Origin of the sequence: Saccharopolyspora pogona, from assembly GCF_014697215.1 — a bacterium.
Classification (GTDB): Bacteria; Actinomycetota; Actinomycetes; order Mycobacteriales; family Pseudonocardiaceae; genus Saccharopolyspora; species Saccharopolyspora hattusasensis.
On the sequence record NZ_CP031142.1, the window covers coordinates 8925887 to 8951870 of the forward strand.

22 protein-coding genes and 2 rRNA genes are annotated in these 25984 nt (G+C 69.0%); 21 read left to right on the plus strand and 3 right to left on the minus strand.

Annotated features, from left to right (window positions below; genetic code table 11):
- Positions 1-47 precede the first annotated feature (47 nt).
- Together DL519_RS42135 and rrf are read left to right on the plus strand one after the other, a co-directional pair.
- Positions 48-3119, plus strand: a 23S ribosomal RNA gene (locus DL519_RS42135).
- 122 nt (positions 3120-3241) lie between these two features.
- A 5S ribosomal RNA gene (gene rrf / locus DL519_RS42140) occupies positions 3242-3358 on the plus strand.
- 206 nt (positions 3359-3564) lie between these two features.
- Here rrf and DL519_RS42145 read toward each other — a convergent pair.
- Positions 3565-4938 carry a hypothetical protein gene (locus tag DL519_RS42145; RefSeq protein ID WP_190823305.1) on the minus strand — a complete coding sequence of 458 codons (1374 nt, stop codon included), beginning with the start codon at positions 4936-4938 and terminating at the stop codon, positions 3565-3567.
- A 78-nt stretch (positions 4939-5016) separates the two neighbouring features.
- On the opposite strand from DL519_RS42145, the gene DL519_RS42150 reads away from it, so the two are divergent.
- The 16 genes from DL519_RS42150 to DL519_RS42225 all read left to right on the plus strand — a co-directional run bounded on the left by DL519_RS42150 (position 5017) and on the right by DL519_RS42225 (position 21094).
- On the plus strand, positions 5017-5931 hold the full coding sequence (locus DL519_RS42150) for a tetratricopeptide repeat protein (RefSeq protein WP_190823307.1): 915 nt from the start codon (positions 5017-5019) through the stop codon (positions 5929-5931).
- Positions 5928-6938 (plus strand): HAD-IIA family hydrolase, encoded by a 1011-nt coding sequence (locus tag DL519_RS42155; protein ID WP_190823309.1) that lies wholly within the window; start codon positions 5928-5930, stop codon positions 6936-6938. Before DL519_RS42150 ends, DL519_RS42155 begins: the two co-directional genes overlap by 4 nt.
- A gap of 96 nt (positions 6939-7034) precedes the next feature.
- Entirely contained in the window at positions 7035-7277 is a 243-nt protein-coding gene (locus DL519_RS42160; protein WP_223840109.1) for a hypothetical protein, read from the plus strand.
- 311 nt (positions 7278-7588) lie between these two features.
- Positions 7589-8428 carry a TlyA family RNA methyltransferase gene (locus DL519_RS42165; RefSeq protein ID WP_223840110.1) on the plus strand — a complete coding sequence of 280 codons (840 nt, stop codon included), beginning with the start codon at positions 7589-7591 and terminating at the stop codon, positions 8426-8428.
- Positions 8429-8480: 52 nt separating this feature from the next.
- Positions 8481-9377, plus strand: coding sequence for an NAD kinase (locus tag DL519_RS42170; protein WP_190823311.1), 897 nt, complete (start codon positions 8481-8483; stop codon positions 9375-9377).
- A 107-nt stretch (positions 9378-9484) separates the two neighbouring features.
- A complete protein-coding gene (recN, locus tag DL519_RS42175) occupies positions 9485-11296 on the plus strand; it encodes a DNA repair protein RecN (RefSeq protein ID WP_190824552.1) in 1812 nt (603 codons plus the stop codon).
- Between the two features lie 91 nt (positions 11297-11387).
- On the plus strand, positions 11388-12572 hold the full coding sequence (steA, locus tag DL519_RS42180; protein ID WP_190823313.1) for a putative cytokinetic ring protein SteA: 1185 nt from the start codon (positions 11388-11390) through the stop codon (positions 12570-12572).
- The gene (locus tag DL519_RS42185; RefSeq protein ID WP_190823315.1) at positions 12569-13507 is read left to right on the plus strand and encodes a copper transporter; all 939 of its coding nucleotides are present in this window, start codon (positions 12569-12571) and stop codon (positions 13505-13507) included. Before steA ends, DL519_RS42185 begins: the two co-directional genes overlap by 4 nt.
- Before the next feature lie 173 nt (positions 13508-13680).
- The gene (locus DL519_RS42190; protein ID WP_397545025.1) at positions 13681-15384 is read left to right on the plus strand and encodes a CTP synthase; all 1704 of its coding nucleotides are present in this window, start codon (positions 13681-13683) and stop codon (positions 15382-15384) included.
- Between the two features lie 139 nt (positions 15385-15523).
- Entirely contained in the window at positions 15524-16180 is a 657-nt protein-coding gene (locus DL519_RS42195; RefSeq protein WP_190823319.1) for an NUDIX domain-containing protein, read from the plus strand.
- Entirely contained in the window at positions 16144-17124 is a 981-nt protein-coding gene (gene xerD / locus DL519_RS42200) for a site-specific tyrosine recombinase XerD (RefSeq protein ID WP_223840112.1), read from the plus strand. The genes DL519_RS42195 and xerD overlap by 37 nt, the downstream gene beginning before the upstream one ends.
- A 164-nt stretch (positions 17125-17288) precedes the next feature.
- The gene (locus DL519_RS42205) at positions 17289-18227 is read left to right on the plus strand and encodes a ParA family protein (RefSeq protein WP_190823321.1); all 939 of its coding nucleotides are present in this window, start codon (positions 17289-17291) and stop codon (positions 18225-18227) included.
- Entirely contained in the window at positions 18224-18574 is a 351-nt protein-coding gene (locus DL519_RS42210; protein WP_190823322.1) for a hypothetical protein, read from the plus strand. The genes DL519_RS42205 and DL519_RS42210 overlap by 4 nt, the downstream gene beginning before the upstream one ends.
- Positions 18571-19422, plus strand: coding sequence for a segregation and condensation protein A (locus DL519_RS42215; protein ID WP_190823324.1), 852 nt, complete (start codon positions 18571-18573; stop codon positions 19420-19422). Before DL519_RS42210 ends, DL519_RS42215 begins: the two co-directional genes overlap by 4 nt.
- A 249-nt stretch (positions 19423-19671) precedes the next feature.
- Positions 19672-20337, plus strand: a complete 666-nt coding sequence (gene scpB / locus DL519_RS42220) for an SMC-Scp complex subunit ScpB (protein ID WP_190823327.1) — start codon at positions 19672-19674, stop codon at positions 20335-20337.
- Positions 20327-21094 (plus strand): pseudouridine synthase, encoded by a 768-nt coding sequence (locus DL519_RS42225; RefSeq protein ID WP_190823328.1) that lies wholly within the window; start codon positions 20327-20329, stop codon positions 21092-21094. Before scpB ends, DL519_RS42225 begins: the two co-directional genes overlap by 11 nt.
- 54 nt (positions 21095-21148) lie before the next feature.
- Here the strand turns inward: DL519_RS42225 and DL519_RS42230 are convergent, their stop codons facing one another.
- Together DL519_RS42230 and DL519_RS42235 are read right to left on the minus strand one after the other, a co-directional pair.
- Positions 21149-22324, minus strand: a complete 1176-nt coding sequence (locus DL519_RS42230; protein WP_190823330.1) for a cation:proton antiporter — start codon at positions 22322-22324, stop codon at positions 21149-21151.
- A gap of 120 nt (positions 22325-22444) precedes the next feature.
- Positions 22445-22927: a cation:proton antiporter regulatory subunit gene (locus DL519_RS42235; RefSeq protein ID WP_190823332.1), complete on the minus strand. Its 483-nt coding sequence runs from the start codon at positions 22925-22927 to the stop codon at positions 22445-22447.
- Positions 22928-23074: 147 nt separating this feature from the next.
- Here DL519_RS42235 and cmk point away from each other — a divergent pair, with 147 nt between their 5' ends.
- Genes cmk through der form a run of 3 tightly spaced genes read left to right on the plus strand, consistent with a single transcriptional unit; the run spans position 23075 to position 25904 of the window.
- On the plus strand, positions 23075-23806 hold the full coding sequence (cmk, locus tag DL519_RS42240; protein ID WP_190823334.1) for a (d)CMP kinase: 732 nt from the start codon (positions 23075-23077) through the stop codon (positions 23804-23806).
- A complete protein-coding gene (locus tag DL519_RS42245; protein ID WP_190823336.1) occupies positions 23803-24477 on the plus strand; it encodes a lysophospholipid acyltransferase family protein in 675 nt (224 codons plus the stop codon). Before cmk ends, DL519_RS42245 begins: the two co-directional genes overlap by 4 nt.
- Positions 24474-25904 carry a ribosome biogenesis GTPase Der gene (gene der, locus DL519_RS42250; RefSeq protein WP_263399775.1) on the plus strand — a complete coding sequence of 477 codons (1431 nt, stop codon included), beginning with the start codon at positions 24474-24476 and terminating at the stop codon, positions 25902-25904. Before DL519_RS42245 ends, der begins: the two co-directional genes overlap by 4 nt.
- Positions 25905-25984: the final 80 nt, after the last annotated feature.

Consider the following 25984-nt stretch of genomic DNA (forward strand, 5'->3'; position numbering starts at 1 on the left):
GTTTGGTTGTTGTTTGAGAACTGTATAGTGGGTGCGAGCATCTTTGTGGCCAAGTTATGTAGGGCACATGGTGGATGCCTTGGTACCAGGGGCCGATGAAGGACGTGGGAGACTGCGATAGTCCTCGGGGAGTTGTCAACCGAGCTGTGATCCGAGGGTGTCCGAATGGGGTAACCCAGCCCGAGTGATGTCGGGTTACCAGCGCCTGAATATATAGGGTGTTGGGGGGAACGCGGGGAAGTGAAACATCTTAGTACCCGTAGGAAGAGAAAACACTGGTGATTCCGTGAGTAGTGGCGAGCGAAAGCGGAAGAGGCTAAACCGTGCGCGTGGGATACCTGGTAGGGGTTGCGTGTGCGGGGTTGTGGGACGTTACTGGAAGACGCTACCGAGTCTTCAGCGTTGCTGTGTCGTGTTAGTCGAACAGGTTGGGAAGCCTGGCCGGAGTGGGTGAGAGTCCCGTAGGCGAAAATGCGATCAGTGCGTGTGGTGGTGTTCCCGAGTAGCAGCGCTTTCGTGGAGGGTGCTGTGAATCTGGCGGGACCACTCGCTAAGCCTAAATACTTCCTGGTGACCGATAGTGGATAGTACCGTGAGGGAATGGTGAAAAGTACCCCGGGAGGGGAGTGAAAGAGTTCCTGAAACCGTGTGCCTGCAAACCGTCAGAGCCTTTGGGTGATGGCGTGCCTTTTGAAGAATGAGCCTGCGAGTTACTGCTGCGTGGCGAGGTTAACCCGTGTGTGGGGTAGCCGGAGCGAAAGCGAGTCTGAAGAGGGCGTTTTTAGTCGCGTGGTGTAGACCCGAAGCGGAGTGATCTACCCATGGCCAGGGTGAAGCGCGGGTAAGACCGTGTGGAGGCCCGAACCCACCAGGGTTGAAAACCTGGGGGATGAGTTGTGGGTAGGGGTGAAAGGCCAATCAAACTCCGTGATAGCTGGTTCTCCCCGAAATGCATTTAGGTGCAGCGTTGCGTGGTTGCTTGGGTGGGGTAGAGCACTGGTTGGTTGATGGGCCTTCGCGGGTTACTGAGATCAGCCAAACTCCGAATACGCCTGAGTTGAGCGTGGCAGTGAGACGGCGGGGGAGAAGCTTCGTCGTCGAGAGGGAAACAGCCCAGAGCATCGGCTAAGGCCCCTAAGTGTGCGCTTAGTGGGAAAGGATGTGGGATCGCCGAGACAACCAGGAGGTTGGCTTAGAAGCAGCCATCCTTGAAAGAGTGCGTAATAGCTCACTGGTCAAGTGGTCCTGCGCCGACAATGTAGCGGGGCTGAAGCGCACCGCCGAAGCCATGCCAATAACACTGTGGTGTTGTTGGGTAGGGGAGCGTCCTGCATGCGGTGAAGCGCCGGAGTGATCCTGGTGTGGAGTGTGTGGGAGTGAGAATGCAGGCATGAGTAGCGAGTGCAGAGTGAGAATCTCTGCCGCCGGATGACCAAGGGTTCCTGGGGAAGGTTCGTCCGCCCAGGGTGAGTCGGGGCCTAAGGCGAGGCCGACAGGCGTAGTCGATGGATAACGGGTTGATATTCCCGTACCCGTGTTGATGCGTCCATAGCGAAACCTTTGATACTAACCATCTTGGTGTGTGTTGATCCTTTGGGTGATATGCGTGCTGGCATGGGACCTGATGGGGCGGTAGTTAAGTGATGGGGTGACGCAGGAGGGTAGCTCTGCCAGTGAGTGGTTGTACTGGTGTAAGCCTGTAGCCCGGTGTGTAGGTAAATCCGCACACCAACAGGGTGAGGGGTGATGCGTAGCCGTTGTGGCGATGTGAGTGATCCCATGCTGTCGAGAAAAGCCTCTAGCGAGTATCTTCACGGCCCGTACCCGAAACCGACACAGGTGGTCAGGTAGAGAATACCGAGGCGGTCGGGTGAACTGTGGTTAAGGAACTCGGCAAATTGCCCCCGTAACTTTGGGAGAAGGGGGGCCACTGCTGGTGAACATCCTTGCGGTGGGAGCTGGTGGTGGTCGCAGAGGCCAGGGAGAAGCGACTGTTTACTAAAAACACAGGTCCATGCGAAGCCGTAAGGCGATGTATATGGACTGACGCCTGCCCGGTGCTGGAACGTTAAGAGGACCCGTGAACCCGTAAGGGTGTAGCGGAGAATTTAAGCGCCAGTAAACGGCGGTGGTAACTATAACCATCCTAAGGTAGCGAAATTCCTTGTCGGGTAAGTTCCGACCTGCACGAATGGCGTAACGACTTCTCCGCTGTCTCGACCACAGGCCCGGTGAAATTGCAGTACGAGTAAAGATGCTCGTTTCGCGCGGCAGGACGGAAAGACCCCGGGACCTTTACTATAGCTTGGTATTGGTGTTTGGTTCGGCTTGTGTAGGATAGGTGGGAGACTGTGAAGCATTCACGCTAGTGGGTGTGGAGTCGTTGGTGAAATACCACTCTGGTCGTTCCGGGCATCTAACTCGGGTCCGTGATCCGGATCGGGGACAGTGCCTGGTGGGTAGTTTAACTGGGGCGGTTGCCTCCCAAAGAGTAACGGAGGCGCCCAAAGGTTCCCTCAGCCTGGTTGGCAATCAGGTGTTGAGTGTAAGTGTATAAGGGAGCTTGACTGTGAGACTGACGGGTCGAGCAGGTGCGAAAGCAGGGACTAGTGATCCGGCACTGGCTGGTGGAAGCGGTGTCGCTCAACGGATAAAAGGTACCCCGGGGATAACAGGCTGATCTTGCCCAAGAGTCCATATCGACGGCATGGTTTGGCACCTCGATGTCGGCTCGTCGCATCCTGGGGCTGGAGTTGGTCCCAAGGGTTGGGCTGTTCGCCCATTAAAGCGGCACGCGAGCTGGGTTTAGAACGTCGTGAGACAGTTCGGTCCCTATCCGCCGCGCGCGCAGGAGACTTGCGGAAGGCTGTCCCTAGTACGAGAGGACCGGGACGGACGAACCTCTGGTGTGCCAGTCGTTCTGCCAAGAGCGTGGCTGGTTGGCTATGTTCGGGAGGGATAACCGCTGAAAGCATCTAAGCGGGAAGCCTGTTCCTAGATGAGGTCTCCCACCCGTTGTGGGTTAAGGCCCCCAAGAGATGATTGGGTTGACAGGCCAGATATGGAAGCACGGTAACGTGTGGAGTTGACTGGTGCTGATAGGCCGAGGACTTGCTCACAAAGATTGCTACGCACCCACTATACGGTTCTGGGGCAACAACCAGAACCTATTTGATAATAGAACATGTGTCATTCGTGTTCTGACGCCTGGTTTCCTGTCGTTTTCGGCGGGTTGAGGGTTGTCGGTGGCGATGGCGGGGAGGGTCCGCCCGGTCCCATTCCGAACCCGGTAGCTAAGCTCCCCAGCGCTGATGGTACTGCACTCGACAGGGTGTGGGAGAGTAAGACACCGCCGACACATTATTTGAAAGGGGCCGACCGGACCCGTCCTTGGAGGGACGGATCTCCGGTCGGCCTCTTGTTTTTCGTCCAGGCATCGTCGCGGTGTCCGTTCGAACGCCGCACGGTCCACACGAGTTGTCCCCGTTCACATCGGGGGTGCCACCCCCCGCGACCCGCCACCAGGTGGGACTAAGCTGTTGGGGCTTCAGTTCTTTTTCTGCTTCAGGAGGTTCGGTGTCCGGTTCCGACGACAGGCGCGGCGACTCCCGCCGTGGGGCCGGTGCCGGCCGAGGCGGCCAAGGCGGCCGCGGAAACTTCGATCGCCGTGGTTCCTTCGGCGGTCCCAGCCGGGACCGCGACGGTGGTGCGCGCCGCTTCGGCGACCGCGACAACCGCGGCAACCGCAATGATCGAGACGACCGCAACCGGGACGACCGGGGCGGCCGCGACAACTTCGGCGGCGGCCGCGACCGGTTCCGCGGCCAGGGCGGGCGCCCCGGCGGTCAACGCGACGACCGCGGTGGTTTCCGCCGAGACGACCGCGGCGGTTTCCGCCGTGACTCCGACAACAGGGACCGCTTTCGCCGAGACGATCGACGCGATGACCGTCGTGACGACCGCAGCCGCGACGACCGGCCCCGCCGGTTCGACGCGCAGGACGGCCGTCGCGGCTTCGACAACCGCCGTGATGACCGTGGTGGTTTCAAGCGTGATGACCGTGGTCGTGATGACCGTGGTGGTTTCAAGCGTGATGACCGTGGTCGTGATGACCGTGGTGGTTTCAAGCGTGATGACCGTGGTCGTGATGACCGTGGTGGTTTCAAGCGTGATGACCGTGGTCGTGATGACCGTGGTGGTTTCAAGCGTGATGACCGTGGTCGTGATGACCGTGGTGGTTTCAAGCGTGATGACCGTGGTCGTGATGACCGTGGTGGTTTCAAGCGTGATGACCGTGGTCGTGATGACCGTGGTGGTTTCAAGCGTGATGACCGTGGTCGTGATGACCGTGGTGGTTTCAAGCGTGATGACCGTGGTCGTGATGACCGTGGTGGTTTCAAGCGTGATGACCGTGGTCGTGATGACCGTGGTGGTTTCAAGCGTGACGACCGTGGTCGTGATGACCGTGGTGGTTTCAAGCGTGACGACCGTGGTCGTGATGACCGTGGTGGTTTCAAGCGTGACGACCGTGGTCGTGATGACCGTGGTGGTTTCAAGCGTGACGACCGTGGTCGTGATGACCGCGGTCGCGGCGACTTCCGCCGTGATGACCGGCGCGGCGGCTACGGGCGCCGCGACGACCGGCCGGGCAAGCCCGGCTTCGACGACCGCCGGCGGGACGACCGCGGTGGTTTCCGGCGCGATGACCGGCCCCGGCGGGACGACGACCGGCCGCGCGACGACCGGCCGCGCGACGACCGGCCGCGCGACGACCGGCCCCGTCGGGACGACCGGCGGCGCGATGACCGGCCGCGTCCGCAGGGCGACCGGTTCGACCGCGACCGTGGCGGCCGTCCGGATCGGGACCGTCGCGGCGGAGACCACCGCGGTGGCGAGCAGCGAGGCGGCGACCGTCGGGGCCGGGGTGGTTTCCGGCACGACTCGCCGCGGGCGGAGTCGCGTGACGAGGCGGCCGTCGAGTCGCCCGCGAAGAGCGAGCCCGAGCTGCCCGAGGGCTTGGAGCCCGGGGATCTGGACATCGAGATCCGCCGCGAGCTGCTGACGCTGCCCAAGGGCTTGGCCGACAAGGTCGCGGTGCACCTCGTGGCCGCCGGTCAGCTGATCGACTCGGAGCCGGAGCGGGCCCTGGAGCACGCGCGTTACGCACGCCAGCGGGCTCCGCGAATTCCTTCGGTGCGCGAGGCCAACGGCCTCGCCGCGTACCTGGTCGGAGAGTGGAACGAGGCGCTGGCGGAGCTGCGCGCCGTCCGGCGCATGGCCGGCGGGCCCGGGCACCTGGCGATGATGGCCGACTGCGAGCGCGCCATGGGGCGGCCGGAGCGTGCGGTGGAGCTCAGCCGCAGCGAGGAAGCCACCCAGCTCGACCAGGAGGACGCGGTCGAACTGCGCATCGTCGCTGCGGGCGCGCGCAGGGACCTCGGCGAGATCGAGGCCTCGGTGGTGAGCCTGCAGATGGCGGAGCTGGACCCGAAGCGCCAGGAGCCGTGGAGCGCGCGCCTGTTCTACGCCTACGCCGACAACCTGCTGGCGGCCGGGCGGGAGCGGGAAGCCTTCACCTGGTTCGTGCACGCGGCCAACGCCGATGACGAGGACGAGACCGATGCCGCGGAGCGGCTTGAGGAGCTCGCCGAGAAGCTGGGTGGCCCGGACGTGGTCGACGAGCTCGTCACGGAGGCCGAGGCCGCAGCCGAGATCGACGACGAGGACCTCGACGACGAGGCCGACGGGATCGACAACGACCTCGACGACGACCTCGACGAGGAGATCGACGAGCAGTCGGAAGCCGCGAGTGCTGACTCCGAGAAGGCGGCCGAGACCGAAGCGTCCGACGAGACCTCTGAGAAGGCGGCCAAGTCGGCTGCCGCCGACGCCGACGTGAGCAACGCGGAAGGGGACGCGCGAGCGCAGTGAGCGGCACGCTTCTCGATGGCCACGACGTCGTGCTGTTCGACCTCGACGGCACGGTGTTCCGCGGCGGCGAACTCGTTCCTGGTGCGCTGGAGGCGATCCAGGAGGTGCACCGCCGCGGCATCCCGGTCCGCTACGTGACCAACAACGCGTCCAAACCGGATCAGGCGGTCGTCGATCACCTCGCCGGCCTCGGCTTGGACGCGGAGCGGGCTGAGGTGAGCACCAGCGCCCAGGCTGGCGCCGCGATGCTGGCGGAGAAGCTGCCGCCCGGCTCAAAGGTGCTCGTGGTCGGTTCGCCCGCGCTGGTGTCCGAAGTGGACAAGGCGGGGCTGGTGCCGGTCACCGAGTTCGCCGACGAGCCGGTCGCGGTCGTGCAGGGCCTCTACACCGAGATCGGGTACCGCGATCTCGCGGAGGCGTGCTTGGCGATCCGCGCGGGCGCGTTGTGGGTTTCGTGCAACGGTGACCGCACCTTGCCGACGGAGCGAGGTCTGGTTCCCGGCAATGGTGCGCTCGTCGCGCTCGTGCAGGCGGCGACCGACCAGGATCCGCTGGTGGCCGGCAAGCCGGAGCGACCGCTGCTGGACCGCGCGGTCGCCTCCGCCGGCGCCGAGGCGCCGTTGATGGTCGGGGATCGGCTCGACACGGACATCGCGGGCGCGGTCAACGCCGGGATGCCGGTGCTGATGGTGCTGACCGGCGTCAGCACGACGCAGGACCTGCTGGAGGCCGCCGGCGGCCTGCGTCCCGACTACGTCGGGGCAGATCTCCGGGCGCTGCACCAGTCGCCGAGCGAGGTCGCCATCGGCGAGCAGACGGCGTGGCAGGTCCGCGTCGGCAGCGGCTCGCTGGATCTGGCCGCGCGGGCCGGGGAACTGCCGGGCGACGCGCTGTCGGCGCTCCGCGCGCTCTGCGCCGCCTGGTGGGCCACGTCCTCAGGCCCGGTTGCAGTGCACGGCGCGGACGAGCACGCGCAGGACGTGTTGAGGCAGTTGGGCTTGGCCTGATCGGTGCATGTCGCGGCGTCGCCGTCGGGGCGTTCCGCTAGCGTGGACACGTCGCCGCTACAGCGGTCGCGGCGTGATCGATGGGAGCAGGAGCGGATGACCTCTCCGTGGCAGCAGGGGCCGCAGGCGCCGAATCCCGCGATGCTGGCGCGCCCGGCCGACGACGGTCAACCGGCGATCGACGCCATCGCGGCGGCCGTGGCCGAGCTCGACGAGGTGCGGGAGTTGCCCGTGGCCGAGCACGTCGGGCGGTTCGAGGCGGTGCACGCCGCGCTCACCGACGCCCTGTCGAAGGCCGACAACCTCCTCTCCGCAACGAGTGCACACAGGAGGAGCTGACTAGTAGCGATTTTCTTTCGCGTGTTTGATCACAGCTGAAGAGATCGAGTAGGATTCCAGGTGCCGGGATGTTCCCGGTGGCGACCCGTTCTGGAACCGGGGATCACACGCATCGGCTGAGGTTGGTGCGTCACCGTTAGCGCGGGGCTCCCCAGGAGATGAACGGGACGTAGCCATCACCGCAGCTTGCGGGACGATGAGCGACCGGCTGAGACTGCCCAGCCTGGACTCCAGTCACGGTGTCGCGGGACGGAGAGCGAATTGTCCTGCTCGAGCAAGTATGAACAACGAGTAGGAAGCAGCTGACGGTAGTGCCACGCAAGGCGCGGTTGGATGCCGAACTGGTTCGTCGCGGGCTCGCCAGGTCCCGCGAACACGCCACCGAACTGGTCGCCGCGGGCCGGGTGACGGTGCGCGGGATGGTGGCCCGCAAGTCCGCGACCGCGGTCGAGATCGACGCGCCTGTGGTGGTTGCCGAGGACGTCGACGATCCGGGTTGGGCCTCGCGCGGCGCGCACAAGCTGCTGGGGGCGTTGGAGGCGTTCGAGCCCGAGGGGCTGACCGTCGCCGATCGGCGCTGCCTGGACGCGGGCGCGTCCACCGGCGGGTTCACCGATGTGCTGCTGCGGCGGGGCGCGCGCGAGGTGGTGGCCGTGGATGTCGGGTACGGGCAGCTGGTCTGGAAGTTGCAGACCGATGATCGGGTGCGGATCCACGACCGGACGAACGTGCGGTCGTTGACCCCCGAGGATATCGGTGGCCCGGTGGATCTGGTGGTCGCCGACCTGTCGTTCATCTCGCTGAAGCTGGTGCTGCCGGCGCTGCTCGCGTGCGCCTCGCCGGAAGCCGATCTGGTGCCGATGATCAAACCGCAGTTCGAGGTGGGCAAGCAGCGGCTAGGCTCGGGTGGCGTGGTACGCGACGCCGAGCTGCGCGCCGAAGCCGTCCTGGAGGTCGTGCGGTTCGCGGCAGAACTCGGCTTGGGCCTGCGCGGCGTCGTGGCCAGCCCGCTGCCCGGTCCGTCCGGCAACGTCGAGTACTTCGCCTGGCTGCGCCCGGGATCGAGCACCGGGGCGGACGCGGCGGAAGCGCTCGTGGTGGACGCGGTGCGGCAGGGGCCGCAAACTTCAGGCAAAGGCTTACACCGGTAACTGATTGTTCCAGCCCCACACCGCAAGCGGCTGAAAGCTTTAAGGAGTGCAGTTGACCCGAGAGGTGCTGCTGGTGGTGCACACCGGCAGGCAGCACAACATGCGCACCGCGGAGAAGGTCGCCGGTCAGCTCATCGACGCAGGCCTGCGGGTGCGGGTGCTCGCCGAGGAGGCGCCGGAGCTCAGCCCGGACTGCTTCCTCCAGGTGGTCGAGCCCGGCCCGGAGGCGGCGGTGGGCACCGAGCTCGTCCTGGTGCTGGGTGGTGACGGTACCCTGCTGCGCGCCGCGGAGATCGCGCGGCTGGCCAACGTGCCGGTCTTCGGGGTGAACCTCGGCCGGGTCGGTTTTCTGGCCGGGGCCGATTCCGACGCGCTCGACGAGGCGGTGGCCGCCGTGGTCGAGTCCCGCTACTACGTCGAGGAGCGGATGACCATCGAGGTCACCGCGAAGCTCGACGGCAAGGTCCTGGTCCGCACCTGGGCGCTCAACGAGGCGAGCGTGGAGAAGAGCAGCCGGGAGCGGATCCTCGACCTGGTCGTGGAGGTCGATGGTCACCCGGTGTCGGCGTTCGGCTGCGACGGCGTGCTGTGCTCCACCCCGACCGGTTCCACGGCGTACGCGTTCTCCGCCGGTGGCCCGGTGGTGTGGCCGGAGGTGCAGGCGCTGCTGGTCGTGCCGAGCAACGCGCACGCGCTGTTCGCCCGCCCGCTGGTGGTGTCGCAGAAGTCGTTGGTGGCGCTGGAGATCGACCAGCACGGCCACCACGCGGTGCTGTTCTGCGACGGGCAACGACAGTTCGACCTGCCGCCGGGTGCGCGGGTCGAGGTGGTCGCGGGGGAGACGCCGCTGCGCCTGGTGCGGCTGCACGACACGGCCTTCACGGACCGTCTGGTCCGCAAGTTCGAGCTCCCGGTACAGGGCTGGCGCGGCCCCGCCAAAGCCGGCTAGCGCCCGGAGGACCCGCACCGCTATGCAAGCCCGCCACAAATTTCGGTTGAGTGCTGATCACCCCAGTGGGGATCCGTGGGTCGGGCGATGCCGCTAGGGTGCTTGATGTGTTGGCGGAGATGCGCATCCAGGGACTGGGCGTCATCGACGACGCCACGCTCGCACTGCATGCCGGCCTGACCGTGGTCACCGGTGAGACCGGCGCCGGTAAGACGATGGTGGTCACCGGGCTGCACCTGCTCGGCGGTGGTCGGGCGGATGCCTCGCGGGTCCGGTCCGGTGCGCAGCGTGCCGTCGTGGAGGGCCGGTTCCAGACCACGATCGACTCGCCGGCGGCCAAGGTCGCCGCCGATGCCGGGGCCGAGCCGGACGAGGACGGCAGCCTGATCGCGGTGCGGACGGTGGGTGCCGACGGCCGCTCGCGGGCACACCTCGGTGGTCGTTCGGTGCCCAACGCCGTGCTGTCCGAGCTGGCGGAGCAGGTTCTCGCGGTGCACGGGCAGAACGATCAACTGCGGCTGCTGCGGTCCGGTGAGCAGCGCGCGGTGCTGGACCGGTTTGCCGGGGAACCCGTGCTGCACGTGCTCGCCGACTACCAGCGGGTCCGCGCGGAGTGGGCCGGCGCGGTGCGGGAACTCACCGAGCGCACCGCCCGCTCGCGGGAGTTGGCCCGGGAAGCGGGGCTGCTCCGGCACGGCTTGGCCGAGATCGAGGCCGTCGCCCCGGAACCCGGCGAGGATGCCTCGCTGGTCGACGAGGCGCGGCGGCTCGCGGACGTCGACCAGCTCCGGGAGATCGCGACGAGCGCCCACCTGGCGCTCACCGGTTCTGCCGATGGCGACCTGGACGTGCCTGGCGCGATCGGCCTGATCGGGGAGGCCCGGCGGCGCCTCGGGGGCGCCGATGACCCGGTGCTGAGGGAGCTGGAGCCGCGGGTGGCGGAGGCCGTCGCGGTCCTGGCCGACGTGGGCGGCGAGCTCGGCGGCTACCTGGACCGGTTGGACGCCGACCCGGCCCGGCTGGAGCAGGTGCTGGCCAGGCAGGCGGAGCTGAAGCAGCTGACGAAGAAGTACGCCGCGGACGTCGACGGCGTGCTGGCCTGGGCGGAGGAAGCGCGCAGCCGACTGTCCGGAATGGACACTTCCGAGGAGGCGGTGGCGGCGTTGGCCGCGCGGCGCGCCGAGCTGGCCGCCGAGCTCGCCGAACACGCCGTCGCGGTGTCCGCGGCCCGCAAGGTTGCCGCCGTTGGGCTCGCCGCGGCGGTTTCGGAGGAGCTGGAAGGGCTGGCGATGCCGCAGGCGCGGCTGGAGGTCGTGGTCCAGCCGAAGGAGGTCGATCCCGGCGACCCGAACGCGCTGCCCGTGCAGGGCCGCACATTGCACGCGGGCCCGGACGGGGTCGACGAGGTCGAGCTGCAGCTGATTGCGCATTCCGGCGCCCCGGCGCTGCCGATCCACAAGGGCGCCTCGGGCGGTGAGCTGTCCCGCGTGATGCTGGCGCTGGAGGTCGTGCTCGCCGACGCCGACACGGTGCCGACGCTGGTGTTCGACGAGGTCGACGCCGGGGTCGGCGGCCGGGCCGCGGTGGAGATCGGGCGGCGGCTGGCCCGCCTGGCCCGCACCCACCAGGTCGTGGTCGTCACCCACCTGCCGCAGGTCGCCGCGTACGCCGACCGCCACCTCGTGGTGGACAAGGGCGCCGCCGACGGCGGGCTGACCCGCAGCGACGTGCGGGTGGTCGCCGACGAGCGGCGGGTCGTCGAGCTGGCGCGGATGCTGGCCGGGATGGACTCCACGGAGACCGGCCGGGCTCACGCGGAGGAGCTGCTGGACACCGCGACGGCCTACAAGCTGGCGCAGGCCCGGTTCCGGCGGCGCGGCAAGCCGGCGCCGAAGAAGCGGGAACGCAGCGGGAAGTAGGCCATTCGGCCCAACAGATTCTGCTGCTGTCGGGCCAGTCATATCGGCGTGGCGTACCAACGACAGGTGATCGGTTTGTCACCATCGGTGCATGAAACTCAGCGGTCTGCTTGCCCGTCAGCAGGTAAACCTGCCCGGTGTGGCCGGGATCGCCAGGGTCGAGCGGCGTTCGGGTGATGTGCTGCGCAGGGTCCGGTCCGGCGACATCGCGGTGATCGATCACGCGGACCTGGACCGGCGCACCGCCGAAGCGCTGGTCTCGGCCGGGGTGGTCGGGGTCGTCAACGCCGCTCCTTCGATCTCCGGGCGCTACCCGAACCTCGGTCCCGAAGTGCTGCTGTCGGCCGGCATCGCGCTGGTCGACAGCGTCGGCCCCGAGCTCGTGCACCGGGTCAAGGACGGCGCGAAGATCCGGCTGCACGACGGCGGCGTGTTCGTCGGGGACCGGGAGATCGGACGCGGGACCGCGCAGGACGCCAACTCCGTCGCCGACCTGCTCATCGAGGCCAAGGCCGGGATGTCCACTCAGCTGGAGGCGTTCTCGGCGAACACCATCGAGTTCCTGCGCAAGGAGCGGACGCTGATCCTCGACGGCGTCGGCGTGCCCGAGCTGAGCTCGTCGATGGAGGGCCGCCAGGTGCTCGTGGTGGCGCCCGGGTACGGCCACGCCGACGACCTGCAGCGGTTGAAGAAGTACATCCGGGAGTACCGGCCGGTGCTGATCGGGGTGGAGGGCGGCGCCCAGTCGCTGCGCAAGGCCGGGCACAAGCCGGACGTCATCGTCGGCGACCCGGACGGCATCGCCACCGCCACCCTCAAGTGCGGCGCTGAAATGGTGATCCCCGCCCACCTCGACGGGCACGCGCCCGGCCTGGAACGCATCCAGGACCTCGGGGTCGGTGCGGTGACGTTCCCCGCGTCGGGGAACCCGGAGGACCTCGCGCTGCTGCTCGCCGACGCGCACAAGGCGAGCCTGGTGATCACGGTCGGGTTCCACGCGACGCTGAGCGAATTCCTCGACCGCGGGCGCTCCGGCTCGAACCCGTCGACGTTCCTCACCCGGCTCCGGCTGGGCAGCAAGGTCATCGACGGCGCGGCGGTGGCCACGCTCCAGCGCAGCCGGACGCCCGTCGGGGCCATCGTGCTGCTGGTGCTCTCGGTGCTGCTGGTGGCGGTCGTGGCGCTGCTGGTCTCCGGGCTGGGCACCGCTTTCCTGACCGTGGTCGCGGACACCGGCGACTCCGTGTTCGGCTATCTCAAGGGGCTTTTCACGTGATCTCGTTGCGGTACCACATCGTGTCGATCGCCGCGGTGTTCCTGGCGTTGGCCGTGGGCGTCCTCGTCGGCTCCTCGTCGCTCAGCGGCCGGTTGTTGGCGGGCGTGGGCAACGAGCGGCAGTCGTTGCAGGGGCAGGTCGGCGCCCTCAACGCCGAGCGGACGGCGCTCAAGGCACAGGTCGCGGCCGCCGACCGGTTCAACGCGGCGGTCGGGCCGCTGACCGTGCAGGGCCAGCTGGCACAGCGCAGCGTCGTGCTGATCACCTCGGCGGACGCCTCCGAGCAGCAGCGCGACGCGGTGGCGCAGCTGCTGCGCGCGGCGGGCGCGGACGTCACCGGAGAGGTGCGCCTGGGGCAGGCCTTCGCCGACCCGAGCCGGGCGGACCAGCTCAGGGACGTGGTCACCGAACTGCTGCCCGCCGGTGTGCAGCTGCCCACGGCGGCCGATCCCGGAACCCTGGCCGGTGGCCTGATCGGGCCGCTTGCGCTGCTGAACCCGCAGACCGGCCAGCCGCAGACCGGCGAGCAGGAGCGGGCGGCGGCGTTCGCGGGCCTGGCCGGCGGCGGCTTCGCGACCGCCTCGGAGGGCTTGCGGCCCGCGCGGCTCGCCGTGGTGCTCACCGGTGGCCGGATCGAGGGCGACAGCGCGGGGGACAAGGCCGCGACGCTGGCCCGCTTCGCGACCCAGGTCGACCGGGCAGGTCAGGGCGCGGTGCTCGCCGGCGGCGCCGGTTCGGCCGACGGGACCGGGCCGGTCGGGGTGGTCCGCGCGGATCCGGCGATGGCGTCGGCGCTGTCCACCGTCGACGACCTGGACAGCAGCTCGGGGCGGGTGGTGGTCGTGCTTGCGCTGCGGGAGCAGGCAGATGGGCAGGCGGGGCACTACGGCGTCGCCGGCAGCGCCCAAGGGCCGGTACCGGCGACTCGCGGGTAGGCCGCCGGATGGCGGTTGACCCGCCCGGCCGGCCGGACCGGTAGGGGCGGGTCTCGGTGCACGCCCCGATGGTCGTGCGTTAGGCTGGAATTCCGTGGGAGCGACGGATCCTGCCGTCCTGCCAGCGCAGAAATCCAGCCAGGCGACGGCTTGACCACGGGGAGCTTTTGTTGGTGCCGCAAGCACGCACGATCAAGCACGTGTTCGTCACGGGGGGCGTGGCCTCCTCGTTGGGTAAGGGGCTCACGGCGTCCAGCCTGGGCGAGCTGCTGACCTCCCGCGGTCTGCGGGTGACCATGCAGAAGCTCGACCCCTACCTGAACGTCGATCCGGGAACGATGAACCCGTTCCAGCACGGTGAGGTGTTCGTGACCGAGGACGGCGCCGAGACCGACCTCGACATCGGGCACTACGAGCGGTTCCTGGACCGGGACCTCACCAAGAACGCCAACGTGACGACCGGCCAGGTGTACTCGACGGTCATCGCCAAGGAGCGCCGCGGCGAGTACCTGGGCGACACCGTGCAGGTGATCCCGCACATCACCGACCAGATCAAGGCCCGGATCCGGGCGATGGCCGAACCGGACGAGGACGGCCGCACCCCCGACGTCGTGATCACCGAGGTCGGCGGCACGGTCGGCGACATCGAGTCGCTGCCGTTCCTGGAGGCCTGCCGCCAGGTGCGGCACGACGTCGGCCGGGACAACTGCTTCTTCCTGCACGTTTCGCTGGTGCCGTTCCTGGCGCCCTCGGGCGAGCTGAAGACCAAGCCGACGCAGCACTCGGTGGCGGCGCTGCGCAACATCGGCATCCAGCCCGACGCGCTGGTGTGCCGGGCCGACCGGGACCTGCCGGAGGACCTCAAGCGCAAGATCGCGCTGATGTGCGACGTGGACGCGGACGGCGTCGTGGCCTGCCCGGACGCCCCGTCGATCTACGACATCCCGCGCGTGCTGCACGGCGAGGGCCTGGACGCCTACCTGGTGCGGCGGCTCGGGCTGCCGTTCCGCGACGTCGACTGGTCGGTGTGGGGCGATCTGCTGGACCGGGTGCACAACCCGTCCGAGCGGGTGCGGATCGCGCTGGTCGGCAAGTACGTCGACCTGCCCGACGCCTACCTGTCGGTAACCGAGGCGCTGCGCGCCGGCGGCTTCGCGCACCGGGCGAAGGTGGAGATCTCCTGGGTCGGCTCGGACAGCTGCGAGACCGAGGCGGGCGCGGCCCAGGCACTGTCCGGAATGGACGGTGTGCTGATCCCGGGCGGCTTCGGGGTGCGCGGCATCGAGGGCAAGCTCGGCGCGATCCGCTACGCCCGTACCAACGCCATCCCGGTCCTGGGCCTGTGCCTGGGCCTGCAGTGCATGGTGATCGAGACGGCGCGGTCGCTGGCCGGGCTGGAGCGGGCCAACTCCACGGAGTTCGAGGAGCCCGCCAAGCACCCGGTGATCAGCACGATGGCCGATCAGCACGATGTGATCTCCGGTGACCGGGACATGGGCGGCACCATGCGGTTGGGTTCCTACCCGGCGAAGCTGCTGGCCGGCTCGATCGTCGCCGAGGCCTACGGCTCCCCCGAGATCGCCGAGCGGCACCGGCACCGCTACGAGGTGAACAACTCCTACCGGGACCGGCTGAGCAAGGCGGGCCTGGTGTTCTCCGGGACCTCCCCGGACGACCGGCTGGTGGAGTTCGTCGAGCTGCCGCGCGACGTGCACCCGTTCTTCGTGGGCACCCAGGCGCACCCGGAGCTCAAGAGCCGCCCCACCCGTCCGCACCCGCTGTTCGCGGCGTTCGTGAAGGCGGCCCTGGACTACCGCGCCGCGGAGCGGCTGCCCGTGGAGCTGGAGCCCGTCCAGGAACCCGCGCCCAGCGCGTGATCGGCGGGTGATCGGCGGGTTCGAAGGCCGTTTCCAGGCCCGTTCTGCGGGCGGGTACAGCCGGTGAACCCGCAACGGCGCCGGTTGCGAGGGCGGGCCAGGCGGCTTCGCCGCTAAGAAGACAACGGCCTCTTCTAGGGTGGGCGGCGTGGACACGACGGACAACGGCGTCGCTCGCACCAACGGCGAGCACGAATTCACCACCCTGGCCAGCGAGGACGTCTACGTGGGAAAGATCCTCGCGTTGCGGGCCGACGAGGTCGGGATGCCCGGCGGCGGGCACGCGCGCCGCGAGGTCGTCGAGCATCTCGGCGCGGTCGCGGTGGTGGCCCTCGACGAGGACGACCAGGTGGTGCTCGTCCACCAGTACCGGTATCCGGTCGGCCGGCGGCTCTGGGAGCTGCCGGCCGGGCTGCTGGACGTGGCGGGGGAGGAGCCGGTGCGCACCGCGCAGCGGGAGCTCGCGGAGGAGGCCGGGATCGCCGCCCGGGACTGGTCGGTGCTGGTCGATGTGGCCACTTCGCCCGGTTTCACCGACGAATGCGTGCGGGTGTTCCTGGGCACCGGATTGTCCGATGTGGACCGTCCGGCGGCGGTCGGGGACGAGGAGGCGGACCTGTTGATCCGGCGCTTCCCGCTCGTCGAGGCGGTGCGGATGGCGCTGGCCGGGGAGATCGTCAACGGCCCCGGGGTGGCGGGGCTGCTCGCCGCCCACGCGGTCCGCGAGGGCGGGGTGGAGCCTCGCCCGGCGGATGCCGAATGGCTGGACCGGCCCCAGCGCTTCGCCGCCCGGTGAACGGTTTCGAGGAGCTGCCGCCGGACCTGCGCGGGGCGATCACCGGGTACCTCGACCACCTCGCCGTCGAGCGCGGCACCGCCCGCAACACCCTCGACTCCTACGCCAGGGACCTGCGCCGGTATGCCGAATTCCTGGTCGGGGCGGGGATTTCCGGGCTCGCCGAGGTGCGTTCGGAGCACCTGTCCGGGTTCCTGGCGGAGCTCCGGGAAGGCACCGAGCAGCGGCCCGCGCTGGCGCCGTCGTCGTCGGCCCGGGCCCTGGTGGCTGCCCGCGGCCTGCACCGCTTCGCGCACGCCGAGGGGCTGCTGCCGGTCGACGTCGCGCGCGATGTCGCGCCGCCGAGCCCGCCGAAGCGACTGCCGAAGGCGCTTTCTATCGGCGACGTCGGGAAGCTGCTCGATCACGCCGGGGGCGAGGATGCCCGGGGCCTGCGGGACCGGGCACTGCTGGAAGTGCTGTATTCGACGGGAGCGCGGATCTCCGAAGCGGTCGGGTTGGACCTCGACGACATCGACGGCACCAACCGGACCGTGCTGCTGGACGGGAAGGGCGGCCGCCAACGGCTGGTGCCCATCGGCCGACCGGCGCTGGCGGCGCTGGACGCGTACCTGGTGCGGGCCAGGCCTGGCCTGGCCGCGCGCGGGCGCGGTAGTGCCGCGGTGTTCCTGAATTCGCGCGGCACCCGGCTTTCCCGGCAGAGCGCGTGGAACGCGTTGAAGACCGCCGCGCAGCGCGCCGGCATCAACGTCTCGGTTTCGCCGCACGTGCTTAGGCATTCGTTCGCCACGCATCTCGTGGAGGGCGGCGCGGACGTCCGTGTGGTGCAGGAACTACTGGGCCACGCCTCGGTCACGACGACCCAGGTCTACACCCTGATCACGGTGAGCACGCTGCGGGAGGTCTACGCGACGACGCACCCCCGCGCACACGCTACGGAGTGACTTGGTGACGCTGCGAATGCGAGCGGGTGGTGCACGCGGTAGACGTTGATCACACGCAGATCACAGGGAACATCCGACACCACGGCGAGGCGCGTTGCCGCTGGTAACGAATGCCACTTAGGCTGCGTTTGATCGCCACGGGCACCAAAAGGAGTCAGATCGCCATGTCGCTGCCGCAGCCCGCCGCCGAAGGGCGGCCCCGGGGCGCGGTCGACCTGAGCATCGCCCCGGAGACGACGGGCCGCGAGGAGGTCGGCCTCGCGCCGAACTCGCGCGGCCTCGGTCCCACTGGCCGGCCACGTCGGCACATCCCCGAGCCGCCGCTGCTGGACCGGCACGGTCCCGCAGCGGTGCTCGCGATGTGCAACCAGAAGGGCGGCGTCGGGAAGACCACGTCGACGATCAACCTCGGCGCAGCGCTGGCGGAGTACGGGCGCCGGGTGCTGCTGGTGGATTTCGATCCGCAGGGCGCGCTCTCGGTCGGCCTCGGGGTCCAGCCGCACCAGCTCGACCAGACCATCTACAACGTGATCATGGAACGGCCGGTCGCCATCCAGGACGTGGTGCGGCAGACCAACGTCGAGGGCATGGACCTGCTGCCCAGCAACATCGACCTGTCCGCGGCCGAGGTGCAGCTGGTCGCGGAGGTGGGCCGGGAGCAGACGCTGCGCCGGGTGCTGCAGCCGGCGCTGGCGGACTACGACTACGTGCTGGTTGACTGCCAGCCGTCGCTGGGGCTGCTGACGGTGAACGCGTTGGCCGCCGCGGACGGCGTGATAATCCCGCTGGAGTGTGAGTTCTTCAGCCTGCGCGGGGTGGCGCTGCTGATCGACACCATCGAGAAGGTGCGGGAGCGGCTGAACCCGAAGCTGGAGATCAGCGGCATCCTGGCGACCATGTTCGACCCGCGCACGCTGCACTCGCGCGAGGTGATGGCGCGCGTCGTCGAGGCGTTCGGCGACGTCGTCTTCGATGCGGTGATCAACCGGACGGTGCGGTTCCCGGAGACCACGGTGGCCGGCGAGCCGATCACCCGCTGGGCGCCCCGCTCGGCCGGCGCCGAGGCGTACCGGGCGCTGGCGCGCGAGGTGATCGCCCGATGACGCGTCGGGTCGCCCTGCCAGGAGCGGCCGAACTGTTCCGTACTACTGTTCCTCGGACGGATCACGCGAATGCGCCGGGGACGGAGCAGGTTGCACCCGCGGCACAGCCCGCGGCGGGCCGGTCCGGCTCGGGACGGCGCAAGCACGATTCGAAGATCACCGTGTACGTGTCCGACGAGGAGTTGCTGGGCTTGGAGCAGGCGCGGCTGGCGTTGCGGGCCGACCACGGCATCGTCGTGGACCGGGGCCGCGTGGTGCGCGAAGCGGTTGCCGTGGTGCTCGCCGACCTCGACAAGAACGGCGCGGACTCGGTGCTGGTGCGGCGCCTGCAGGAGCCCGGCGAGTGACAGACCCCGCGGTGCCGGCCGAGCAGTCGAGCGAGGACCCCGGCGCAGGCGGCCGGTTCACGGTGCGGCTGGAGAACTTCGAGGGCCCCTTCGACCTGCTGCTGCAGCTGATCTCGCAGCGCCAGCTGGACGTTACCGAAGTCGCGCTGCACAAGGTCACCGACGAGTTCATCGCCTACACCAAGGCGCTCGGCGAGCGGTGGGACCTGAACGAGACCACCGAGTTCCTGGTGGTCGCCGCGACGCTGTTAGACCTGAAGGCGGCCCGGCTGCTGCCGGCTGCGGAGGTCGAGGACGAGGCGGACCTGGCGCTGCTGGAGGCCCGCGACCTGCTCTTCGCGCGGCTGCTGCAGTATCGCGCGTACAAGCAGGTGGCCGCGCTGTTCGGCGAGTTGGAAGCCGGGGCGTTGCGGCGCTATCCGCGTTCGGTGTCGGTGGAGGAGCGGTTCGCGAACCTGCTGCCGGAAGTGGTGATCGGGGTTTCGCCGCAGCGGTTCGCCGAGATCGCGGCCGCGGTGTTCCGGCCGAAGCCGCCGCCGACCGTTTCGCTGGACCACATCCACCAGCACGGCGTTTCGGTCCGCGAGCACGCGGCGCTGCTGCGGGTGTGGTTGGCGGCGAAGGGCAGCGCGACGTTCTCGGAGCTGGTGTCGGACTGCGGGCACACCGTCGAGGTGGTGGCGCGGTTCCTGGCGCTGCTCGAGCTCTACCGGGAGAAGGTCCTGCTGTTCGAGCAGGAGACCCCGCTGGGCGAGCTGGTCGTGAGCTGGGTGGGCGGCAGCGTGACGCAGGCGCAGGTCGAAGCCGAGGTGCAACGCGCCAGCCAGGAAGAAGAGGAGTACGGGTGAAAGTGACGCGGATCGCGTACTCTGCCGGACTCAATCCAGGCACAAGTCGTGCCCGGTACGAACATTCTTGGTGTTCGGCGTGGGGACCGGCTTCACTGCACACATGAGGGTGAAACAGATCGTGCAGGAACGTATGATCGCCTCGGTCCAGACTGCCGGACCAGGACTCCAGCGTCAGGTGTGTGTCTGCGCGGAGAGCGAAATATCCGATTCGATCAAAATTGATCGAGAACAGAGGAAGCAGTACGGGTGACCGAGCTGGATCCGCAGGCCGCGGCGGAGGAGTCGCCGACCCCGCCGCCCGCTGAGCCGCAGGAGCCGTCGGAGGCCGCTGGTGACTCCGAGGCGGTGGAGACGCCGAGTGCGCCGGACCTGACCTCCGATGCCGCGCTGGATGCCGCGCTGGAGGCGTTGCTGCTCGTGGTCGACGTGCCGGCGGGCGAGGAGCTGCTGGCCGACACGCTGGAGCAGCCGGTGGCCCGGATCCGGTCCGCGCTGCAGCGGCTCTCGGCTGGTTACGCCGAGGCGGAGCGGGGCATTGACCTGCGGCGGGTCGGCGACGGCTGGCGGTTCTACACGCGGGAGAAGTACGCGCCGTACGTGGAGCGGTACCTGCTGGACGGGCAGCGTTCGAAGCTGACGCGCGCCGCGCTGGAGACCCTCGCGGTGATCGCGTACCGGCAGCCGGTGGCGCGTTCGCGGGTCGCGGCAGTACGGGGTGTGAACGTCGACGGCGTCATCCGTACCCTGGTGGGGCGCGGCCTTATCGAAGAGGCCGGAACCGACCCGGAGACGGGCGGCATCCTGTACTGCACGACCGAGCTGTTCCTGGAGCGGCTGGGGCTGTCGTCGTTGAAGGAGTTGCCGCCGCTCGCCCCCTTGTTGCCCGAAGTGGATTCGATTGATGACGTCTGAGCACCGTTCCCCGTCCAACAGCACTACCGACCCCGAAGGCGTGCGGCTGCAGAAAGTGTTGTCCCAGGCCGGGGTGGCCTCGCGGCGCGCGGCCGAGGAGATGATCGTCGAGGGGCGGATCGAGGTCGACGGCGAGGTCGTCACCGAGCTGGGGCGTCGGGTCGACCCGACGACCGCGGTGGTCCACGTGGACGGCAACCGGGTGATGGTCAACGACGATCTGACGCACCTGCTGCTGAACAAGCCGCGCGGCATCCTGTGCACCATGTCGGACGACAAGGGGCGTCCGTGCATCGGTGACTACCTGCGGGAACGGCAGGGCAAGCTGTTCCACGTGGGGCGGCTGGACCAGGACACCGAGGGCCTGCTGCTGATCACCAACGACGGCGAGCTGGCGAACCGGCTGATGCACCCGTCGTACAAGGTGCGCAAGACGTACCTGGCGGAGGTGATGGGGGCGATCCCGAAGGACCTCGGGCAGCAGCTGGGCAAGGGCGTGGAGCTGGAGGACGGTCTGGTGAAGGTGGACCGGTTCAAGCTGGTCGACATGAACCAGAACCGGTCGCTGGTGGAGATCGTGCTGCACGAGGGCCGCAACCGCATTGTGCGGCGGCTGCTCAAGCAGGTCGGCTACCCGGTGCAGCGTCTGGTGCGGACGCGGATCGGCGAGGTGCGGCTGACCAGCGAGCGCCCGGGCGCGATCCGGCCGTTGAACGGCCAGGAGATCGGCTCGCTCTACCGCGCGGTGGGTCTCTGAAGCTGCTCCGGATCCTCCGGCCGGTCCGCTCGGATCGGCCGGAGGCTTTTCCGGTCAGGCCTTCTTCGCCTGGCTGGGGAGGAACATCCGGGCCACCGGCTCGACGACGCGGGCCGCGACCGGGCCGAGGATCGCCATCAGCAGCACGTAGGCGGTGGCGAGGGCGGCGAGCTCGCCCGGCACCGCGCCGGAGGCGACGGCCAGCCCGGCGATCACGATGGAGAACTCGCCGCGCGCCACCAGCGCGGCACCGGCCCGCAGCCGACCCATCCGGCCGACGCCCTGCATCCGGGCGGCGAACCAGCCGGTGAGCACCTTCGTCACGCAGGTCGCCACCGCCAGCAGCAGCGCCACCGGCAGCACCGGCGGGATCTGGCTCGGGTCGGTGTTGAGGCCGAACACGACGAAGAACAGTGCGGCGAACAGGTCGCGCAGCGGCTCCAGCATGCGGGTCGCGTTCGCCGCGGTCGACCCGGAGATCGCGATGCCCAGCAGGAACGAGCCGACTGCCGCCGAGACCTGCAGCTCCGAGGCGATCCCCGCGACGAGCAGCGCCGCACCCAGCAGGCGCAGCAGGAAGACCTCCGGGTCGGGGCTGTCGACCAGCGCGGACACGTACTTGCCGAAGCGCAGCGCGACTACCAGCACCAGGGTGATCACGACCAGCGACACCCCGACCGCGGTCAGGCCGCCGAGGAAGCTGACCCCGGCCAGCACGGCGGTCAGGATCGGCAGGTAGACGGCCATCGCCAGGTCCTCGAAGACCAGGATCGACAGGATCACCGGCGTTTCCCGGTTGCCGAGCCGGCCCAGGTCTCCGAGCACCTTCGCGACGATGCCGGAGGAGGAGATGTAGGTGACGCCGGCCATGGTGAACGCGCCGAGCGGACCCCAACCCAGCAGCAGGGCCACCAGCGCACCGGGTACGGCGTTCAGCACGATGTCGATGACACCGGCCAGCCAGGAGCGGCGTAAGCCGGTGACGAGTTCACCCGCGGAGTACTCCAGGCCCAGCAGTAACAGCAGCAGGACCACGCCGATCTCGGAGGCGAGGTGGGTGAACGGTTCGATGCCATGCAGGGGGATCAGCCCGCCGGTGCCGAAGGCCAGCCCGCCGATCAGGTATAGCGGGATCGGTGACACCCCGATTTTCCATGCGAGTCTCCCGAGGATGCCCAGACCGAAGAAAACCGCACCCAGTTCTATTAGGGAGATCGCCGTGTCGTGCACCGTGTTTCCTCTCGCGTGTGCCCTGCGTATGGAGTTGTCAGGGGATCGGCACGCGCTGGACCGCCGTTGGTGACGCGTGTCCCGGTCAGGTGGCCGGGAAAGTGTTCGGGACGGGTTGGATCAGCCCTTTTCGAGGATTTCGCTGGCTGCGCGCAGCCCCTTCGCGGTGCCCACGACCACCACCAGGTCGCCGGCGGAGAACTGGAAGTCCGGCCGCGGTGAGGGGTGCGCGGTGCCGTCCCGGACGACTGCGACGATCGACACGGAGGTGCGGGTTCGCATCTCCGTGTCGCCGAGGGTTCGGCCGGCGTAGGGGGAGCCCGGGGCGACGGACAGCTGCCAGGTGGTGATCCCGGCGACCTCGCTCTGCTGCTCGTTGAGCAGGGCGACCAGCTGCGGGGCGCCCAGCAGGTTGGCCAGCGTGCTGGTCTCGGCGGTGGTCAGGGCGACCGATGCGGCCACCTTGTCCGGGTCCTCGTGGTCGGAGACGATCAGCTCGAACCGGCCGTCCCGGTAGGTGATCACGCCGATGCGGTGGCCGGATCGGGTGGTGAAGTCTTGCTGCGTGCCGAGCCCTGGCAAGGGGGTCACAGTTACATCCACGCTCAAGACCTTATTCGTAGATCCTTCGTATTTGTCCCGCGGTCCGGATGGATCTGGATGCGATTGGGATCCGCAGGGGCGGACCAGGCAGAATTGACGGTTGGTCCGGCCGGGTGTCGGGCCGATCGGTTCCGGCTCGGGAAGGACATGCACGTGGCACACGCCAGGCTCCGCGGTGTGGTGGCGCTCGACGGCCCTTCGGGCACCGGCAAGTCGACGGTGTCCCGCAAGTTGGCGTCCGCGTTGGGGGCTACCTACCTCGACACCGGCGCGATGTACCGCGCCGCGACGCTGGCGGTGCTGCGCGCCGATGCCGACCCGTCGGATCCGGCCGCGGTGGCAGGTGTGGTGCGCGCAGCACGGCTGACGGTGGGCACCGATCCGGAGGGCCCCGAGATCTTCCTGGACGGCTCGGACGTGGGGCGGGAGATCCGCGGGCCGGAGGTGACCGGCGCGGTGTCGGCGGTGTCGGCGGTCGCCGAGGTGCGGGAGCAGTTGGTCGCCCACCAGCGGAAGCTGATCGGCGAGGCGATGGTGTCGCCGGGCGGCATGGTCGTCGAGGGGCGCGACATCGGCACCGTGGTGTCGCCGGATGCGGGCTTGAAGGTCTACCTGACGGCATCCGCGCACGCCCGCGCGCAGCGCCGCACCGCCCAGGACGTCTCCGAGGGGCGGGCCGGTGACCTGGACCGGACCCACGCCGACGTGCAGCGCCGGGATGCGCTGGACTCCGGGCGGAAGGTGGCGCCGCTGCGCAAGGCCGACGACGCGGTGGAGCTCGACACCACGGACCTGGGCGTGGTGGAGGTGCTCGCGCAGTTGCAAAAGCACGTGGAAAGCCGTGGCCTGCTGGTCGCGGCGGAGCGGACGACGCCATGAGCGACGAGACCCTGCCTGAGGGCGCGTCCGGTGGAATGCACCGGTTCGGCCAGTGGATTTCGCGGCGGATCGTGCGGCTGCCGTACCGGGTGCGGATCCACGGCGCGGAGCGGATCCCGCCCACCGGCCCGGTGGTGCTGGTGGCCAACCACAGTTCGATGATGGACGGGCCGCTGCTGGTCGGAATGATCCCGCGCAACGCGGTGTTCCTGATCAAGCAGGAGATGTTCCGCGGTGCGCTGGGCTGGTTCCTGCGCCGCATCGGGCAGATCGGGGTGCGCCGCGGTGAGCCGGACCGCACCCCGCTGCTGGCGGCGGTGCGGGTGCTGCGGGCCGGTGGTCTCGTCGGGGTGTTCCCGGAGGGGACCCGGGGCGAGGGCGATGTGACCAACGCGCAGCACGGGGCGGCGTGGTTGGCGCGGGCGTCGGAGGCGCTGGTCCTGCCGGTGGCCTGCCGGGGCACGCGCCGCCCGGACGGCTCGGGCCGTAGGCTGCTACCCAGGATTGACGTGTTGTTCGGGGAACCGATCGCGCTGCCAGCAGGCAAGGGCCGCGCCGGGCTGGTCGTGGCGACCGAGGCGGTGCGCACCGAACTGGTCGAGCTGATCGCCGAGTTGGATCGGCTGGTCGCGGACCAGAGCCAAGACTATTCGAGAGGGAAACGAGCGTGACCGACGAGTCGGTGGAAGGCATGGACGGCACGTGGTCCGACGAGGCCGAGTGGGCTGAGTTCGACGACGTCGAAGCGGCCGAGGGCGAGGAGCCGTCGAAGCCGCAGCCGGTGCTGGCCGTGGTCGGCCGTCCCAACGTGGGCAAGTCGACACTGGTGAACCGGCTGCTGGGTCGTCGGGAAGCCGTCGTGCAGGACACCCCTGGTGTCACCCGGGACCGAGTGGCCTACGACGCGTTGTGGAACGGGCGTCGCTTCACGGTGGTCGACACCGGTGGCTGGGAGCCGGACGCGAAGGGGCTGCAGGCGTCGGTGGCCGCGCAGGCGGAACTGGCCATGCACACCGCCGACGCGGTGCTGCTGGTGGTGGACGCCCGGGTCGGTGCCACCGAGACCGAACAGGCCGTGGCCAGGGTGCTGCGCCGGTCCAAGCGGCCGGTGCTACTGGCCGCGAACAAGGTCGACGACCAGCGCCTCGTCTCGGACGTGCATTCGCTGTGGTCGCTGGGTCTGGGCGAGCCGATGCCGGTCAGCGCGCTGCACGGGAGTGGCTCCGGTGACCTGCTGGACGCCGTGCTGGAGGCGTTCCCGGAGACGCCGCGCGAGATCTTCGGCGCGACCGGTGGGCCGCGGCGGGTGGCGTTGGTCGGCAAGCCGAACGTGGGCAAGTCGAGCCTGCTCAACAAGCTGACCGGGGAAGAGCGGTCCGTGGTGCACGACGTCGCGGGCACCACGGTGGACCCGGTGGACTCGCTGGTGGAGTTCGACGGCGAGGTGTGGCGGTTCATCGACACCGCCGGGCTGCGCAAGCGCGTGAAGACCGCCAGCGGCACCGAGTACTACGCGTCGCTGCGCACCAAGGCCGCGATCGAGGCGGCCGAGGTGGCGATCGTGCTCATCGACGGTTCTGAGCCGTTGAGCGAGCAGGACCTGCGGGTGATCACCATGGTCGTGGAGGCCGGCCGGGCGTTGGTGATCGCCTACAACAAGTGGGATCTGGTCGACGAGGACCGCCGCCACCAGTTGGAGAAGGAGATCGACCGCGAGCTGGTGCGGGTGCGGTGGGCCGAGCGGGTCAACGTGTCGGCGAAGACCGGTCGCGCGGTGGCGAAGCTGGCCCCGACGCTGCGCACGGCGCTGGATTCGTGGGACACCCGGATCCCCACCGGCCGGTTGAACGGTTGGCTTTCCGAGCTGGTCGCGGCCAACCCGCCGCCGGTGCGGGGCGGCAAGCAGCCGAAGATCCTGTTCGCCACGCAGGCGCAGTCGCGGCCGCCGACGATCGTGCTGTTCACCACCGGGTTCCTGGAGGCCGGGTACCGGCGGTTCCTGGAGCGCAAGTTCCGGGAGACGTTCGGGTTCGTGGGTAGCCCGGTGCGGATCTCGGTGCGGGTTCGGGAGCGGAAGGCCAAGGGCGGGCGCCGCTGATCACAGTGCGCTCGGGTGGCGTGTGCGCTGCGTTTTCGCGGCCCCGCTAATCTGCTGGCGACTCTCGGAACAGGGGAGGT